The 16,922-nt window shown below is 34.8% G+C and carries 14 protein-coding genes and 4 tRNA genes; 12 read left to right on the top strand and 6 right to left on the bottom strand.

Annotation, left to right across the window (positions count from 1 at the left end; genetic code table 11):
• Positions 1–116: 116 nt before the first annotated feature.
• Positions 117–1,097 (bottom strand): class II fructose-bisphosphatase, encoded by a 981-nt coding sequence (gene glpX / locus M997_RS11115; RefSeq protein WP_064720192.1) that lies wholly within the window; start codon positions 1,095–1,097, stop codon positions 117–119.
• Positions 1,098–1,307: 210 nt separating this feature from the next.
• On the opposite strand from glpX, the gene M997_RS11110 reads away from it, so the two are divergent.
• From M997_RS11110 to M997_RS11075, 8 genes are all read left to right on the top strand, one after another.
• Positions 1,308–4,442, top strand: a complete 3,135-nt coding sequence (locus tag M997_RS11110) for a DUF2339 domain-containing protein (RefSeq protein ID WP_064720191.1) — start codon at positions 1,308–1,310, stop codon at positions 4,440–4,442.
• A gap of 257 nt (positions 4,443–4,699) precedes the next feature.
• Positions 4,700–5,359: a LuxR C-terminal-related transcriptional regulator gene (locus M997_RS11105; RefSeq protein WP_064720190.1), complete on the top strand. Its 660-nt coding sequence runs from the start codon at positions 4,700–4,702 to the stop codon at positions 5,357–5,359.
• Positions 5,343–7,175, top strand: coding sequence for an excinuclease ABC subunit UvrC (uvrC, locus tag M997_RS11100; protein ID WP_064720189.1), 1,833 nt, complete (start codon positions 5,343–5,345; stop codon positions 7,173–7,175). Before M997_RS11105 ends, uvrC begins: the two co-directional genes overlap by 17 nt.
• Positions 7,176–7,230: 55 nt before the next feature.
• Entirely contained in the window at positions 7,231–7,779 is a 549-nt protein-coding gene (gene pgsA / locus M997_RS11095; protein ID WP_064720188.1) for a CDP-diacylglycerol--glycerol-3-phosphate 3-phosphatidyltransferase, read from the top strand.
• A gap of 141 nt (positions 7,780–7,920) precedes the next feature.
• Positions 7,921–7,996, top strand: a tRNA-Gly gene (locus tag M997_RS11090).
• 24 nt (positions 7,997–8,020) lie between these two features.
• Positions 8,021–8,094: transfer RNA gene (locus tag M997_RS11085), tRNA-Cys, on the top strand.
• A gap of 6 nt (positions 8,095–8,100) precedes the next feature.
• Positions 8,101–8,187: transfer RNA gene (locus M997_RS11080), tRNA-Leu, on the top strand.
• 125 nt (positions 8,188–8,312) lie between these two features.
• A tRNA-Leu gene (locus M997_RS11075) sits at positions 8,313–8,399 on the top strand.
• A 172-nt stretch (positions 8,400–8,571) separates the two neighbouring features.
• On the opposite strand, the gene M997_RS11070 is transcribed toward M997_RS11075, so the two are convergent.
• The 5 genes from M997_RS11070 to copM form a co-directional block, all read right to left on the bottom strand.
• Positions 8,572–9,741, bottom strand: coding sequence for an iron-containing alcohol dehydrogenase (locus M997_RS11070; protein ID WP_064720187.1), 1,170 nt, complete (start codon positions 9,739–9,741; stop codon positions 8,572–8,574).
• A 208-nt stretch (positions 9,742–9,949) separates the two neighbouring features.
• Complete coding sequence (locus M997_RS11065; RefSeq protein ID WP_064720186.1) at positions 9,950–10,861, bottom strand: AraC family transcriptional regulator; 912 nt, start codon at positions 10,859–10,861, stop codon at positions 9,950–9,952.
• Positions 10,862–11,018: 157 nt separating this feature from the next.
• A complete protein-coding gene (locus tag M997_RS11060) occupies positions 11,019–12,071 on the bottom strand; it encodes a glycosyltransferase family 9 protein (RefSeq protein WP_064720185.1) in 1,053 nt (350 codons plus the stop codon).
• A gap of 265 nt (positions 12,072–12,336) precedes the next feature.
• Positions 12,337–12,663 (bottom strand): hypothetical protein, encoded by a 327-nt coding sequence (locus tag M997_RS11055; protein WP_064720184.1) that lies wholly within the window; start codon positions 12,661–12,663, stop codon positions 12,337–12,339.
• Positions 12,664–12,962: 299 nt separating this feature from the next.
• A complete protein-coding gene (gene copM / locus M997_RS11050; RefSeq protein ID WP_064720183.1) occupies positions 12,963–13,328 on the bottom strand; it encodes a CopM family metallochaperone in 366 nt (121 codons plus the stop codon).
• Between the two features lie 209 nt (positions 13,329–13,537).
• On the opposite strand from copM, the gene M997_RS11045 reads away from it, so the two are divergent.
• From M997_RS11045 to M997_RS11030, 4 genes are all read left to right on the top strand, one after another.
• Positions 13,538–14,326, top strand: a complete 789-nt coding sequence (locus M997_RS11045; RefSeq protein WP_064720182.1) for a class I SAM-dependent methyltransferase — start codon at positions 13,538–13,540, stop codon at positions 14,324–14,326.
• 241 nt (positions 14,327–14,567) lie between these two features.
• Positions 14,568–14,984 (top strand): hypothetical protein, encoded by a 417-nt coding sequence (locus tag M997_RS11040; RefSeq protein ID WP_064720181.1) that lies wholly within the window; start codon positions 14,568–14,570, stop codon positions 14,982–14,984.
• Positions 14,985–15,431: 447 nt separating this feature from the next.
• Positions 15,432–16,661 (top strand): sugar transporter, encoded by a 1,230-nt coding sequence (locus M997_RS11035; RefSeq protein ID WP_064720180.1) that lies wholly within the window; start codon positions 15,432–15,434, stop codon positions 16,659–16,661.
• Positions 16,662–16,795: 134 nt separating this feature from the next.
• Positions 16,796–16,922, top strand: a 127-nt coding sequence (locus M997_RS11030; protein ID WP_248846338.1) for a DMT family transporter, incomplete at its 3' end; no start/stop codon positions are given.

Raw genomic sequence — 16,922 nt, 5'->3', positions numbered from 1 at the left:
AGAGTAAAAAAGTAGAAATACCCCTTGATATTATTTTAGCGGCACCGATTAAGGCGCCGCTTTTTTTATTGTCATATTAAGATAATATGGAAAAAATATGCATTAAAGGGTAGCAATTAACGTAAATGATAATTTTGGATATAGCGTAAAGAGTGTGTAGATCCATTAATGATTAAAGAGTGAGTTTGTATATAATCGGATTGCTCACAAACACCAGATAAAAAATCACCTGGGGTAATTGCAGTTGCTGCAAACATTACATCTTGATTACGAACTAATGTTTCTAATGGCAATTTAATATTTACGTCAGTACCCATTTTATGGCAACGAGTAATTTCATTGATTGCCATCTGTCTATTTTCTGCATTATTTCCCTTGGCGATATCTCGAGTAATTAAGCGAGCTTGCATATCACCTCCTAATGCTTTAGCAATAGCCGCACTAATCACTCCCTCAGGTGCGCCACCAATACCGTACATTACATCAATGCTATTATTTGGCATTGTGGCATATAAAGAAGCTAAAACATCACCATCAGCTAATGTAATAACGTTAATTCCTTTTAAGCGCAGATTATTAATAATCTCGTGATGACGGGGCTTATCTAAAATAGCGAGTGATAATTGATGTAATGGTTTACGCAATGTTTGAGCGATGGCATCAAGATTATATTCAAGTGAGCGATCAAGATTGATAATACCGGCAGCTTGCTTTCCTACTACAAGTTTTTCCATGTACATATCTGGGGCTTGTAAAAAACTTCCTTGATATCCTGCTGCTAAAATAGCGAGTGAATTATTTTCACCGGTTGCGACCATACGTGTGCCATCAATAGGATCTACAGCAATTTCTATTTTTTCACCTTTACCATTGCCGACTTGCTCGCCAATATAAAGCATAGGTGCTTCATCAATTTCACCTTCGCCGATAACAATTTCGCCATTAATATTTAGATTATTAAGACGTTCACGCATTGCAGCGACAGCAGCGGCATCGGCAGCGTTTTTATTTTGCTTTCCTACCCAAGGCATTGCAGCTATTGCAGCGGCTTCAGTGACCGAAGCAATAGCATTAGTTAATTCATCGTTTAGTTTCATATTATTAGTGAGTTTTAATGTATCAAGAGAAGCTTAAAAGAGGAGTACGATCATACACTTTTTTTAGAAATGGTGTGTTAGGTTTAAATCAATTGTTATTGAACTTCACTATTTCGGAATAAACTAAGATGAATCAATTAAATTTCAAGTATAACTAAAGCTAAAAGGTTTAATACATTTGAGCTTTATGGAAAAAAAAGGATTGAGGCTATGTGGGAGACGCTAACATTAATTGTTGGTATAGGTGTGATATTTGTCGTGCTATCGCTATATTGGCAATATCAATCTTATATAAATACTAATTCTCTGCTTTATAAATTAAAGGCTTTAGAGAAAACAGTACTTGAACAACAAGAAAAAATACTGAGATTTATTGCAGATGATAATAAAACTGAGAAAAAAACAGAAACTAAGTCTCAAGCAACAACTGTTGAGAATACGTTGTTATCACCTGAGTTAGATCAATCAATTATAACTTCGGCACCAATAAAAGATAATGCATATTCTGATAGTCATAAATCTCCTATTCATCATGATGTGCAATCTGCAAAACTAGAACAGACGATATATCCAACTTCAGTACCTATTGAGCAATTAGCCAGTAATGAATTAAAAGATGAGTTTAAAAATGAGCAGAAAGAAACAGATGATTACCAACATGCGCTAGCTGCTGTTGAGGAAAAAATATTTGATAAAGTTTCTCCAAATGAAGCAATAAAAGAGACATCTTCTCAGCCAATAGCTGAAAATAAACAAGCTGTGCCAAAAGAAGTGATAATAACTTCTCAGAGTGCCGCCGCTAAAGAAGAGACTTCACAATATACTCCGAAAACATTAACGAGTCGTTTCTCTCGTCACTATAAAAAAGAGCAAATACTTTCTCCTCAACAACAAATGTCTCAACGCGAAGTCTCTGACGTTGAGGTTTCTCAAAATACGTCAACAGTTGCGATGGAGAATATTAAAAGCCCCGTTAATCTTAATCATGGGAATGGCAATAAAGCGAGTGTCAAAAAACAGCAAAAAAGCATTACTGAACTTATTTGGCAATGGGTTATTACAGGAAATCCATTAGCTAAAATAGGGATGTTATTGTTGTTCTTTGGATTATCTTATTTGCTTAAGTACAGTATTGAAAACGAGCTTATTTCGGCTTCTACGCGTTTAATGATGGCGGGTGGAGGGTGCCTGACTTTATTAGGTATTGGCTGGTGGTTAAGAAAGAAAAACCTTATTTATGCCTTGATATTACAAGGTGGTGGTATCGGTGGTTTATATATTACTATCTTTGCAGCAACTAAAATTTATGACTTTATTCCTATTGGCTTTGCATTAGGGATCATGGTATTTATTTGTTTAGTTAGTGTTGCGTTAGCCGTTATTCATCGAGCTATTAGTTTAGCTATTCTCGCTTCATTAGGTGGTTATTTAGCACCTGTCTTACTTTCCACAGGCAGTGGAAACTACGTTGCCTTGTTTAGTTATTATCTTATTTTATCTATTGGCATTCTTATTATTAGCCATTGGCAAGTATGGCGTTTATTAAACTTGATTGGTTTTACATTTACTTTTGGTATTGGCGTGATGTGGGCAATACCAAATTATAGTCATGCTGATTATCTGCCTTGCCAGCTTTTCCTTATTGCAAACTGGTTTATTTTTGGTGTAGCAACAGAGCTTTCAACATTAAAAAATAAGCTAAAATTAAATATTCCATTTGATGCTACCTTGTTATTTGGTACACCGCTTGTTGGTTTTATATTCCAGCATAAATTAGCTTCGGCGTGGCCATATGGTATTGCTATTGCATCATCATTGTATGCATTGGCTTATTTTGCCTTAACTTGGTTTACTCTTAAGCGTTATCGTGAAGAGGGTAAATTACTTTCTATTGCGTTCTTTATGTTATCCGCAACATTTGCTACATTGGCCGTTCCGTTTGCATTCTCAGCAGAATGGACATCCATTGTTTGGTCAATTGAAGGTGTGATGATTTTGGCTTTTTCTGTACTACAACAGCAAAAAAAGCCAGCCTTTGCAGGTACAGCTTTAATCGCTATTTCGTTTGTTATATTACTCAATATGAGAATTTACCAATTTAGCGAATGGATAATGTTAATTGTGCAAGTGGTGGTTATTTTTGCTGCGGCTATACTTTGGTTTCGCGCACAATTTACCAAAATTGATAATAAAACAGTTGGTTTTACAGTTTTATTTATTGGCGCAATAAGTTGGATATATAGCTTATTACTTTTAGTGGAAAATGGTCAATATTGGTTAATTCCGCATGTTGATCTGCTGGCTTTTGCTTTAATTATTATTAGTTGTTGGGCAATGTTTTTTGCTGGTAAAAAGTCACAATTTTCTGAATTGGCAAGTTGTTCAGTTTTATTATGGCCAACGTCAGCACTATTAATGCTGGTTTATTTATCTAAAGCAGATCCTTTAATTGATGGATGGCTAAGTTGTATACTTTGGGTCGCCATGTTTGCAAGTGGATTCTATTTGCTTAAATTGAATACACTATTACCAAATCAACGTCTTAATAAACAAATTATTCATGGTTTACATCTTGGTTTTATCGGGTTGTTTTTATTAACAGAGATGCTGTGGTTAATTAGAACTTATTACTTATTGATAAGTTTACATTTTACAGTTGCTATTTTTGTCACTAGTTTATTTATTGTATTAAGCTATATATTAAGTACTAAAATTACTTGGTCAAAACCCTATCAAGATGTTTATCAGGCAATGACTATTCCTATTTTAGGCTTGCTCGTATTGTTGTTGGTTATGGCAAATTTAAATAGTGGGAATACATTAGGAATGAAATTTATACCACTGCTTAATTTAATGGATGTTATGGGGATTGTTGGGCTGTGGATCACTTATAAATTTATCTGCCAATTAAAACATCAACCAAAATATGAAGAAATATTTCAAACCTATCAGTATGTTATTGCTTATTTTATACCATTCGCCGTATTCTGGTGGGCAAATGGTATTTTATTAAGAGGATTAGTATTCGCTACTGATATTGAGTGGAATTATTATTTAATTCTTAACTCTAAGGTTATTCAGACTGTATTAGCTATTATTTGGACTATAACTGCTTTAGTTATGATGGTGACTGCAACACGTAAAAAATTACGCTCACAGTGGTTTGTGGGAGGAGTATTACTTGCTGTAGTTATTGCGAAGTTGTTCTTAATTGACATTACTTTAGGCAGCGGTTTATTAAGGGCTCTTGCGTTTATTGGTGTTGCATTACTTATTCTATTAATTGGTTACTTTTCGCCATTGCCACCGAAAAGGCAGCTTGATAATATTAATACGCAAAAATAATACTGCTATTTATATTTTATAAGCTAATATTCAATAAGTTTTTAATTTAACAGTAGCATTCATCATCATAATTGATGAGTGCTATTGTTATTTTAAATTATATTTTTATATTATATCTATAGTTATTCTTTGTTGTTGTTTGTTGGTTTTTCTAAGTGTTCAAGTCAGATTATAATAAAAAAGGTAGCTAGTTGCTGATAATTGCAATATTATGCAATTCAATTGATTGACTTGGTTTTTATTAAGAGGGAATTATATTGATTAATACACTGCTAATAAGTAAAGTTGAAATATTTAGCTTGGGAATAAAAACATTACTTTGTCAGATTAATAAAATTAATATTCGTAAAGTTATGACTGATGAAAAAGAGGCTTTTCGTTATTGCCGCCAGTTTTCTATTAATCTCATTATTATTTATTCAATTCCTTCTATTTCATTAATTGATACCATAAAACGTATTAAACGTTTTTCACCAACAATTAAAATTATTGTGATTGCACCTAACACAGATTCTATTTTATCAATATCACTTCTTGAATTAGGTATTGAAGGATTTGTGGTACTTAGTACCTCTTGCGACAATATTACGCAGGCCATCAGACAAGTGTGTTCTGGGCAACGTTATATTAGCCAAGAGTTAGCAATGAAAATTGCCTTAACTAAATTACAAACAAATCAAAATCCATTGCATCACCTTTCTGACCGAGAGTTACAAATTATGTCTATGATTATTAGAGGAAGAAAGATAGCTGAAATCGCAGATGAACTTAATCTTAATGCAAAAACAGTAAATAGCTATCGTTATCGAATGTTTAGTAAACTTAAAATCTCAGGTGATGTAGAATTAACTCATATCGCTGTACGTTATGGATTAATTCAGATAGAGAGTCATTTAGAAAGTGGAAGACAAATTTGATGCTAAAGCATTCTTAAGCCAAGTAACAGATAGACCTGGTGTTTATCGGATGTACGATGCATCAGAAACGGTGATTTATGTCGGAAAAGCAAAAGATCTTAAAAAAAGACTTTCTAGTTATTTTCGTACACAAGTCAATAGCCGCAAAACAGAAGCATTAGTGAAATGTATTGCTAATATTGATGTCACCATTACACACACTGAAACCGAAGCGCTTTTACTTGAGCATAGTTATATTCAGCGTTATCAGCCACGTTATAACGTTTTACTACGGGATGATAAATCTTATCCTTATATTTATTTAAGTGGAGATAAACATCCTAGGCTAGCCAGTTATCGAGGCGCAAAACATGCCAAGGGTGAGTATTTTGGGCCTTTCCCAAACTCTTTCGCCGTAAGAGAAACATTGGCATTAATGCAAAAGCTGTTTCCTATTCGTCAGTGTGAAGACAGTGTTTATCGCAATCGCTCTCGCCCATGTTTGCAATATCAAATTGGCCGTTGTTTAGCACCTTGCGTAAAAGGGTATGTGACGGATGAAGAGTATGCACAACAAGTTAATTATGTCCGTTTGTTTCTCTCTGGTGATGATACGCAAGTGATTGATGGATTGGTAAAGCGAATGGAGCAAGCAAGCCAAGATTTGCGCTTTGAAGAAGCCGCGCGAATTAGAGATCAAATTCAAGCGGTTAGGCAAGTAACCGAAAAGCAATTTGTTGCTAATATTGGTGACGATCTTGATGTGATTAGCGTGGCTTTTAATGGCGCTATAGCTTGTGTTTATGTCCTTTTTTTTCGCCAAGGCAAAGTATTAGGTAGTCGAAGCTATTTTCCTAAAGTACCCGCCAACACTACACTTGATGAAGTAGTTCAAACTTTTATTGGTCAGTTTTATTTGCAAGGTAGTGCTATTCGTACTCTTCCAAGTGAAATATTGCTAGATTTTAATCTTGAAGATAAAGCAATACTTTCTGAATCCATTTCTTCTATTGCTGGGAGAAAGATTCAAATACAAACCAAACCTCGTGGTGATAGAGCGCGGTATTTAAAACTCGCACGCACAAATGCGGCTACAGCATTAGCATCAAAACAAGTAGAACAATCAACAATTCAACAACGTTATGACGCATTAATGTCACTTCTTGGCATGAATGAGATAAAACGAATGGAATGTTTTGATATTAGTCACACTATGGGAGAACAAACTGTGGCTTCATGTGTAGTATTTGACATGAATGGCCCATTAAAATCGGAATATAGACGCTATAATATTAGCGGTATCACTCCTGGTGATGATTATGCAGCGATGAATCAGGTTCTTACCCGCCGCTATGGAAAGTCATTAGAAGAAGATAAAGTGCCTGATATTATTTTTATTGATGGTGGCAAAGGGCAGTTAGCTCAAGCAATAGATGTATTTAATTCCCTTGATGTTACTTGGGATAAGTCGCATCCTAAATTGATTGGTGTGGCTAAAGGCAGTGATCGTAAAGCAGGGTTAGAGACGTTGTTCTTTGTTCCTGAAGGTGAAGGAATGGCATTACCTTCAGATTCTCCTGCATTACATTTGATTCAACATATTCGTGATGAGTCGCATCGTCATGCAATAACTGGGCATCGTCAACGTAGGGCTAAAGTAAAAAATACCAGTTCATTAGAATCTATTGAAGGTGTTGGGCCAAAACGTCGACAAATGTTATTGAAGTATATGGGGGGTTTACAAGCTTTACGTGATGCCAGCATTGAAGAAATTGCGAAAGTCCCCACAATTTCGACAGCGTTAGCAGAAAAAATTTTTAATGCGTTGAAACACTAAGTGTATTGATGCACCATACTAATAACTCTCACTTTTCTAGGTCGTGTAGAACGCTATGCAACTAAATATCCCAACTTGGCTGACTCTGTTTCGTGTTGTTTTAATCCCATTTTTTGTTTTGGTATTTTACTTGCCATTTCAAGATGCCCCTATGATATGCGCTATTATTTTTATGGTAGCGGCAGCAACAGACTGGTTTGATGGTTTTTTAGCACGCAGATTGAAACAAACGACACGATTTGGTGCCTTTCTTGACCCTGTCGCAGATAAAGTAATGGTTGCGACGGCATTAGTCCTAATAACTGAGCATTACCATTCATGGTGGATTACATTACCTGCCGCAACTATGATTGCGCGTGAAATTATTATCTCTTCATTAAGAGAATGGATGGCTGAATTAGGAAAACGTAATAGTGTTGCTGTTTCTTGGATCGGAAAAGTGAAGACTACCGCACAAATGGGGTCGTTAGTTGTGTTATTATGGCGACCGACTATTGAAGCCGAGTGGTTTGGATTTGCTTTGTTATATGTTGCAACCGTTCTTACTTTTTGGTCAATGTTTCAATATTTGAGCGCTGCGTGGTCAGATTTGCGTGAAGCTTGATCGAAATGACTGAAAATTCACCGAACAGTCAAAAAGATGCAAATATAGTGTTGACTCGATACAGGAAATCAGTAGAATGCAACGCATCGAAAGGCACAACGGTTTACGGAAATAAATAAGTAAATCAGCTAGTTCGGTAAAGCGGGAATAGCTCAGTTGGTAGAGCACAACCTTGCCAAGGTTGGGGTCGCGAGTTCGAGTCTCGTTTCCCGCTCCAATCTCTTAGAGATTGAGAAGTTGAGGCGCGTTGGCAGAGTGGTCATGCAGCGGATTGCAAATCCGTGTACCTCGGTTCGATTCCGGGACGCGCCTCCATGAAATGCCCAGGTGGTGAAATCGGTAGACACAAGGGATTTAAAATCCCTCGGCCATTAGGCTGTGCGGGTTCAAGTCCCGCCCTGGGCACCATCTTTAATGTTAAATTAAAGTATGGTGCAAAAGAAAGACCATCAATGATGGCATTGGGAAGCAGTTAAGTCGTCCTTACCAGTAAACTTTTAGCAATAAAATTTACGGGCGCACCACAGAATTTAGCCCAGGTGGTGAAATCGGTAGACACAAGGGATTTAAAATCCCTCGGCCATTAGGCTGTGCGGGTTCAAGTCCCGCCCTGGGCACCATATAAAAAGAAGCGGACCTCAATGAGGTCCGTTTTTTTTTGCATAAAATAGATTAAGATAAAAAATTACAGTACTTTTTTACTTGAAACGCGAATAGCTAGTAAAGTTTATACCGACAAGTGCTGTTTCATTCGTCGGTATAGATAAAGTCAGATCGTTATCTTAGGTAGATTTAAAAGCACGCTTCTAAAATTTCCAGTACGTCTTTATCGGTTAATTTTTTATAGCCTTTCCCTATAATTGTTGTTGATTTTGCAATTTTAGGCAGCATTTCTTTTGTGGCGCCAAGCTCTTGTAGTGATGTTACAATGCCACACTCGTTAGTGAAGTGCTCTAATGCTGCGATACCTTCCAGTGCAATTTGATCTGGGTTTTTTCCTTCCGCAGAGATACCCCATACTTGGGTAGCAAATCGTACAAATTTCTCAACACCAAATTTATAAACCAATCGGTAATAAGGCAATGATATTGCCGCAAGCCCCATACCATGAGCGCAATCAGTATAAGCACCTAATTGATGTTCAATCATATGAACTTGCCAATCTTGAGTTTTTGATAATCCAGTCATTGTGTTAAGTGCTAATGTTGCATTCCACATTAGATTACTTCTTGCTTCGTAATCATTTGGTTTTTTAAGGGCAATACGCAAATTATCAATAGAAGATTTTAATAAGCCTTCTATTAAATAATCCGTTGTATTCGCGCCTTGGTCAGAAAAGTATTGTTCCATTAAATGAGACATCGTATCAAAAACACCACTAACCATCTGATACTGAGAAACAGTAAAAGTATATTCTGGATTTAAGATAGAGAATTTAGGAAAAACTTTAGCTGGAAATGCACGACCTACTTTATATTTGCTCTCTTCGTGAGTGATAACGGAGCCACCATTCATCTCTGAGCCTGTGCCAACCATTGTAAGAATAGAAGCTACTGGTACTATTTTGTTAGTGATTTCTTGATGCTCAACCCAATATTTTTGGAAAGGATCTTGCCCTTCACAATAGGCAGAAACAGAAACACCTTTAGCGCAGTCAATAACAGAGCCACCGCCAACAGCCAAAATTAGGCTTACATTATGTTCACGAACTAGTTTGGCACCTTCCATCATTTTTTCATAAGTTGGATTTGGCATTACACCTGATAATTCAATAACTTTTTTCCCAGTCTCTGCAAGTATCGTCATTACTTGATCATAAAGGCCGTTAGATTTTATAGCGTTACGACCATACATTAGCAAAACGGTATCGCCATATTGTGTTAATTCATCATTTAAATTGGTGAGGGAGTTTTTGCCGAAATGTATGGTGGTAGGATTGTAATAAGTGAAATCGAGTTGCATGGTTATACCTCATTTCAAAATAGAATTTTGCCTCTGTAAATAGAGAGACATTTATTGCTGAGGTAAATGCTATCGTTTTAATCGATAAGAATGAATGTCTGATCCTCTCTGTCTCTTGCCTATTTTTCCAAAAATAAAAATGGCAAGAGAAGTTGTTATCGCTAAAGAGTAAAAGAATTTTATAACAAATAAGTAAATTGAGGTTTATTTATAGTGTATTTGATTTTCTCAGCATTTTTATATCTTTAGCAGGAGGGGCACCAAATAATCGGCAGTATTCACGACTAAATTGTGATGGGCTTTCATACCCAACTCGAAAAGTGGTATTAATCGCTGCTAAATTTTCCGTTAACATTAAACGGCGAGCTTCACTTAAGCGTAATTTCTTTTGAAATTGCAGGGGAGTCATCGACGTCATAGTCCGAAAATGTGTATAAAATGCCGATTTGCTCATTCCAGAACATGTTGCTAATTCGCCAATATTTAATGGCTTAATAAAATTATTTTTTAGCCACTCTATCGCTTTAGATATTTGGTGGCTATGGCTTCCGGCGGTTACCATTTGATTTAAACGTGAGCCTTGTTCTGTAAGAAGAAGTCGATAAAAAATCTCTCGTTTAATTCCTTGGGCAAGGATTTTAATACTATCTGGATCTTCAAGCAGATCCATTAAACGAATAAAAGCGTTAAGTAATGGTTCTGATAATTCTCCAACGGCAATTCCTTTTTGTGCATTTTTCTGAACACTGAACGATAATTCACCATCTACAATAAGTTGCGAAATTTCTTGTAGATCTAAATCCATAATAAGGCCAAGGAAAGGTTTTTTTTTGCTCGCCTGTAAAATATTAGAGATAACGGGCAAATCAACAGAGGAAATTAAGAAATGGTTGGCATCATAAATAAAACTCTCCTCACCTAATATAACTCGTTTTTCACCTTGAGCAATCAAGCAAATACTCGATTGATGTGTATGACTGGTGATAGGTGTTGGTGAAGTCCAATGAGTGAGTTTTAGCCCAGGTATTTCTGTCTCAAGTAAATTGGTGTTTTGAGTCCATTTTTCAATTTGTTTGGCGAGTATTTTTGTCGCTGATGCCATTGATTCTGAGCTATTCATTTTTGCTCCATTGTCACTGCCTATTAATGCCATTATTTGATATTTAAACTAAACTTACTTTGGTATTTTTTGTATTTGACATTAGTTGTAATAAAAGATCATCTGATTATTAGTATTAATAAGATGATCTATATTACTGCTAACAAGATGCTGTTAGTTATTCAATATCAGATTGTGGTTTATTTTGAGACTTTGAATGAATAACTTGTTCTCGTAGTCTAATAAAACGAGTTAGTACATCTTCAACAGTAAGAAGTTCTACATTATTTTCAGGTGCTTCAAGAACTTCATTAGCAATATGCCAAGGTCCCCAAAATTCAGCTTCGCTATTACCAAACATTGCTACCGTTGGTACTCCCACTCCAACTGATATATGTAATGCGCCGCCATCACTCGTTAATATTTGGTCACACAGAGACATCCCCGCCATTAATTCGCGAAGATTTTGAGTGGCTACTGGTGTAATAGGAATATCTTTACATTGTTCTAAAATAAATACGGCTTTTTCATCATCACCAGGATGCTGTTTATTATCGCTACTACCAGGTGACCAAAAGAGTAAAATATGGCACTTTTCACGTTGTGTAAGTAGATGAGCTAAAGCGATAAATTTTTCTGCTTGCCAACGTTGTTGTGGCTTGCGAGAGCTGATTTGTAGTCCATAAATAGGAATATCATTAGGAATACTTATTCGTTGTAGGAGAGTATCAATTTCTTCCTTTTTCACATATAACTTAAGTGGGCCAGGTTTACTGTATATACCAAGAGGATGAGCTAATTGACAAAAAAGCTCAGCGATATGGCCTTTGTTTGCAGGGGTAGGTATTGGGTCAGTTACTGATGACGGCGTGTCATCACCGATAGCAATAATACGTTTAGCACCTGATAATTTTGCCCATTGTAATGCTCTTTTAGCCCAATGATCTCTCGCAATAATAGCGATATCATAGTGTTGTCTACGCATAGCTAGAATAATTTTTAGACGACTAAAAATAAGTTTTAATGCGGATTGTCCAGATTTTTTATGATGTAACTTACTGTAAATATGAACATTTCCTACAGCAGGATTACCTTCTAAAATTGCTTGATTATAAGAATTTACGAGAAGATCGATTTTTGTATCGTATTTTTGGGCAAGGGCATCTATCAGAGGCGTTGTTAGTATTAAGTCTCCGATGTTATCTCTTTGTATTATTAATATCTTTGGCATATTTAAATCTGTTTATATTTAAAATTAGTGAAGTTTATTGCGGTGATTGATGATAACGGCAATAAACATATGTCATAATTATGATTATAAACGATTCGATAAGTAGAGACATCTCTATCAATAGATTTGTGTCATTTATTAGGCGATAGTTAGGTCGAGGATGTGATTTGTGCTGTCATTTTGAATAACAAGGCTAGTTTAGATGAAATTAATTCATAGGATTAAGAGCCATACAATCATGATGGCTCTTAGAAATTAAAAAAATTTAGTAATAAACTTCGAACTGAAATGGTTTATCTACGCAACTTACCATTAATGTACAATAGATGGTCACGCTGCTTCTTGAAGCTTCATGTTTTTTTAAAATTGGCTTAAATTCATTTTTTATATTATTAATCGCCGACTTTTGCCGCTCTTCATTATTTTTTCCTTTTATACTCATTATTCCAGTAAATGTAGTTTCATTGGTATGTGATTTTATCCACCCCCTTACTTTAGCTATATCGTGACGTACCTTATCGGCTTTATCTCCATCGGTAGGGGTACCATATTTGGCAATAACGGAGTAAGTCAGTAAAAAACTATTCGCCATATATTTTCCTTAATGTATGTTGATATAGTAAAATGAACAAATTGGCTATAAGCCTTATTTACGGTAGATAATTATAAAGGTGTGAGAGATAAAATAAATACAACTAAGATAAAACCAGATTAACTGCAAGGAAATAGAACTTATAACAATATGAATGTAGTAATTATTTATTATTATAATAATGAAGGGTAAAAAATAGGCTGTAATATATCAATAAGTTAAAATTTAAATGAATGACATTTTCTATTTTGAGTAGAAAGTATAGGCCATATTATAATCATATAGCCTACTTATATTAATTATTTTTTGCTGCGGTTTTTTTCTAACCATTTTTGCATTTGCTCAATTTCAGGCCCTTGAGCATCAATAATAGCCTGAGCTAGTTTACGCATTTCTGGATCTGTACCATATTTTAATTCAATTTTAGCCATATCAATAGCGCCAAAATGGTGAGCGATCATACCATCAGCAAAAGCGATATCTGCGTTATCTGTATTCATGCCTTTTGCCATGTCAGCATGCATTTTATTCATCGATTCATTTAGTTCTTTATGCATAGGAGAATTGCTTTGTGGCATATCCATATTCATATGTGAAGAATTAGCCATTGCGCTAAAAGAGAACGCACTCATTAAAATTATCGCAGCAGGTAAAATCTTTTTCATAACAGTTTCCTTAATTTTCATGTGAAAGTGTTATAACTTTAAAGATTACCCTAAGGGTAAGGTCAATGTTGTTTCTATAAATTTAAGGTTCTTTACTTTTGATGACGGATCAATTTCTCAATAAAGTAATGATAACTATTCCCATTAAATGCTTTTTATTATAAGGTGTATTTATAATGCAACTTAATAATTAGCAAATGGTGGGTAGCATGAGTAATCAAACAATAGTGAGTAAAACAATAGAACAATCAGTGCCTAAAGCAGGGCATACTTTTTTAGCAAGCTTGGGTAAAACACGTTTAAGACCTGGTGGAATAGACGCTTCAGAGTGGTTAATTAACCAAGCCCAATTTACATCATCACACCATGTATTAGAAATTGCGTGCAATATGGCGACAACCGCTATTGAAATAGCAGATAAATATGGTTGCCAAATTGTTGCTGTTGATATGGATGATCAGGCTTTAGCTAATGCAAAACGTAATATCGATAATGCACAATTAACGCATTTAATTCAGCTAACCAAAGCCAATGGGTTTTCACTTCCTTTTCCTGATGAAACCTTTGATGTTGTTATTAATGAAGCAATGCTAACGATGTATGGTGATAAAGCAAAATCTAAATTAGTACAAGAATACTTTAGAGTATTAAAACCAGGAGGACTTTTATTAACGCATGATATTATGAAGAGCAATGATGAAGTGGATAAAAAAAACTTAGTGGGTGTTGTGCAATCAAATGTAGCCCCTATGTTTAAACAGGAATGGCATGATTTATTTATTGATGTTGGATTTTCTGCAGTAGAAATGAAATTTGGTGCTATGAGCTTGCTTTCGCCAATAGGATTGCTTCGAGACGAAGGCTTATTAACAACGGCAAAAATTATTAAAAATGGGCTTAAAAATAAGTCAAATCGTACACGATTTTTATCAATGTTTAAATTTTTTAGATCAAATCGTAAAAACTTAAATTATATTGCTTGTTGTTCTAAAAAATAGCACTTATTTTTTCAAAAAATTGAATTTATCTTTAAGTGGTATGTTATATAAAATATTTTAATGTGCCATTTTTATTTATATTATTAATCAAAATGTTATTTTTATCTCTAATTTTTAAATTAAACAAACTGTATAACAGCGTAATAAAATGTAAAAAATAAAAAGAATCGTAATTCAAATTGAATCACACTTATTTTAATTATATATAACTATATAGCTAATAAGTCTTGTGGAGTAAATGATGAAAAAAATACTGATTATTGCAGGAGGAATGTTGTCGTTAGCAATTATACTCGCAATCTTGGTTGCTATTCTTATAGTCACTTTTATAAAAGAGGACGGGGCCGGAGTTTGGCAGGACAGCCGTGATATAATTCAACGCCAATCAGTGCCAATAACTCAAATTATCTCATCGGCTCAAAAGCAGAGTGATAGTTTGGTCAATTATTATCAATCATTAGATAACTCTGAAAATTGTCAGCAATTAGCCGCTAAGTTAAGTTCGATAGAGGCCGCTCTTGCAAATGGTCGCTTAGTATTACCTAGAGCTTCTATTGCGCAAATTTTTTCTATTAAAAATCGCCTTAATGGTGCTTCTACATCCGCTAAAAATCTTACCTGTGAGCAGGCGACTAACGTAATTGATACATTAAGTTAGTAATTTTCTCTTTTGCTTTATTCTTTTATTCTAAACTCTCTTTTATTCATCTTAATTTCATTTGTTTGCTGTTTTTTTATAATTTATAACTAAATGAATATACTGCTATTTTTCTTATAATTAAGTGGCTTATTCAGTTAAACCACTTGCTTTCAATTATTGATTAAATATCTCATTTTTATTTCCTTAAGTACTATCCAAGTTAAAAAGAAGTTATTGATAGGATTTAAAATTATCACATTGATATGCTAAAATTGATTGCTGATTCGCTTTAGCAATATAATTTCGTGAAAATTTGGCTTATTTTTTGTTTTATAAGGATAACTAAGTCGTTATCTGATTAGTATTGATTAGAGATAAAAATACTTAATTAGCCACACGAATATTTATATAAAAAAGCGTAAGTCATTTATCTTTACCACTTTTAAAAAAAAGCGTTAATTAACTATGAATATCACCACATCAAATATTAATGAGGTCAGTCGTCAAACCGCGTGGATCAGGGTGATTATTTTATCATTTGCGGCTTTTGTTTTTAATACGACAGAATTTGTCCCCGTTGCATTGTTAAGTGATATTTCTGAAAGTTTTGCAATGGTACCTGCTCAAACTGGATTAATGATCACTATTTATGCTTGGGTTGTGGCTTTAATGTCACTACCACTTATGTTAGCCACGAGTAAAGTTGAACGACGTAAGCTACTGATTATTTTATTCGCTGTTTTTATCGTCAGTCATATTTTGTCAGGGCTTGCGTGGGATTTTAAATCTCTGATTGTTGGCCGTATCGGTGTTGCTTTTTCTCATGCCGTCTTTTGGTCAATTACAGCTTCATTAGCGATTAGAGTGGCACCTCATGGTAAAAGAGCACAAGCACTAGGATTGTTAGCAACAGGTACTGCATTGGCGACAGTGTTAGGCCTACCAATTGGCCGTGTTATTGGTCAATGGTTAGGATGGCGTGCAACATTTATGGGAATTGGTCTCTTGGCGTTAATTACCATGCTCGCGTTAATGCGTTATTTACCTTTATTACCTAGTGAGCATTCTGGTTCATTAAAAAGTGTTCCTGTGTTGTTAAAACGCGGACCATTAATGGGAATATTTTTGCTAACGGTTATTGCTGTAACCGCTCATTTTACCGCTTATAGCTATATAGAGCCTTTTGTTGTGGATGTTGCTCATTTAGCACCAAATTTTGCCACTTTAGTCTTATTGATTTTTGGCGGTGCAGGTATTATCGGTAGTGTTTTATTTAGTCGTTATAGTGCTAAAATGCCAACGTCATTTTTATTTTTCGCTTTGATATTATTAACTTTTTGCTTAGCTTTATTAATGATGAGCAGTCAGAATATCAATACATTTATTATTCTGGTTATCTTTTGGGGTATCGGTTTTATGTGTATTGGCCTTGGATTACAAGTAAAAGTTATTGATTTAGCTCCCGATGCAACAGATGTCGCAATGTCGATTTATTCTGGTATTTTTAATATTGGAATAGGCGCAGGTGCCTTATTAGGTAATCAAGTTACCCTTCATGCGGGTATGACAAACATTGGTTACGCAGGAACACTATTGAGCATTATTGCGGTAATTTGGTGTGGGTTTATCTTCACGCGTTATCGTATTTCAATGGGTGGTGCGCCTCGTAAGAAAAATCAAATTCATCAACATTAAATAAAAAATTATTAAGATAAAGGGCACTTATTTAAAATAAAAAGTGTCTTTTTTATTTTTATTGCTTTAATGCCATCACTTTAGCTTGTGATAGAATTCACAAAATTGAATGTGTATAAGACTAAGGCTAAAAAATGAATGGATTAACTTACCTAATGCTGGCAATTATATCTGAGGTTATTGCGACAACGATGCTAAAAGCATCAGATGGTTTTAGTCGTTTGTATCCATCTATTGTTGTCGTTATCGGTTATTGTTTTT

This window comes from Proteus hauseri ATCC 700826, assembly GCF_001654965.1.
Taxonomy (GTDB): domain Bacteria; phylum Pseudomonadota; class Gammaproteobacteria; order Enterobacterales; family Enterobacteriaceae; genus Proteus; species Proteus hauseri.
The sequence above is the reverse complement of the archived record's forward strand: the minus strand, read 5'-3'. Positions and strand labels throughout refer to the sequence as shown.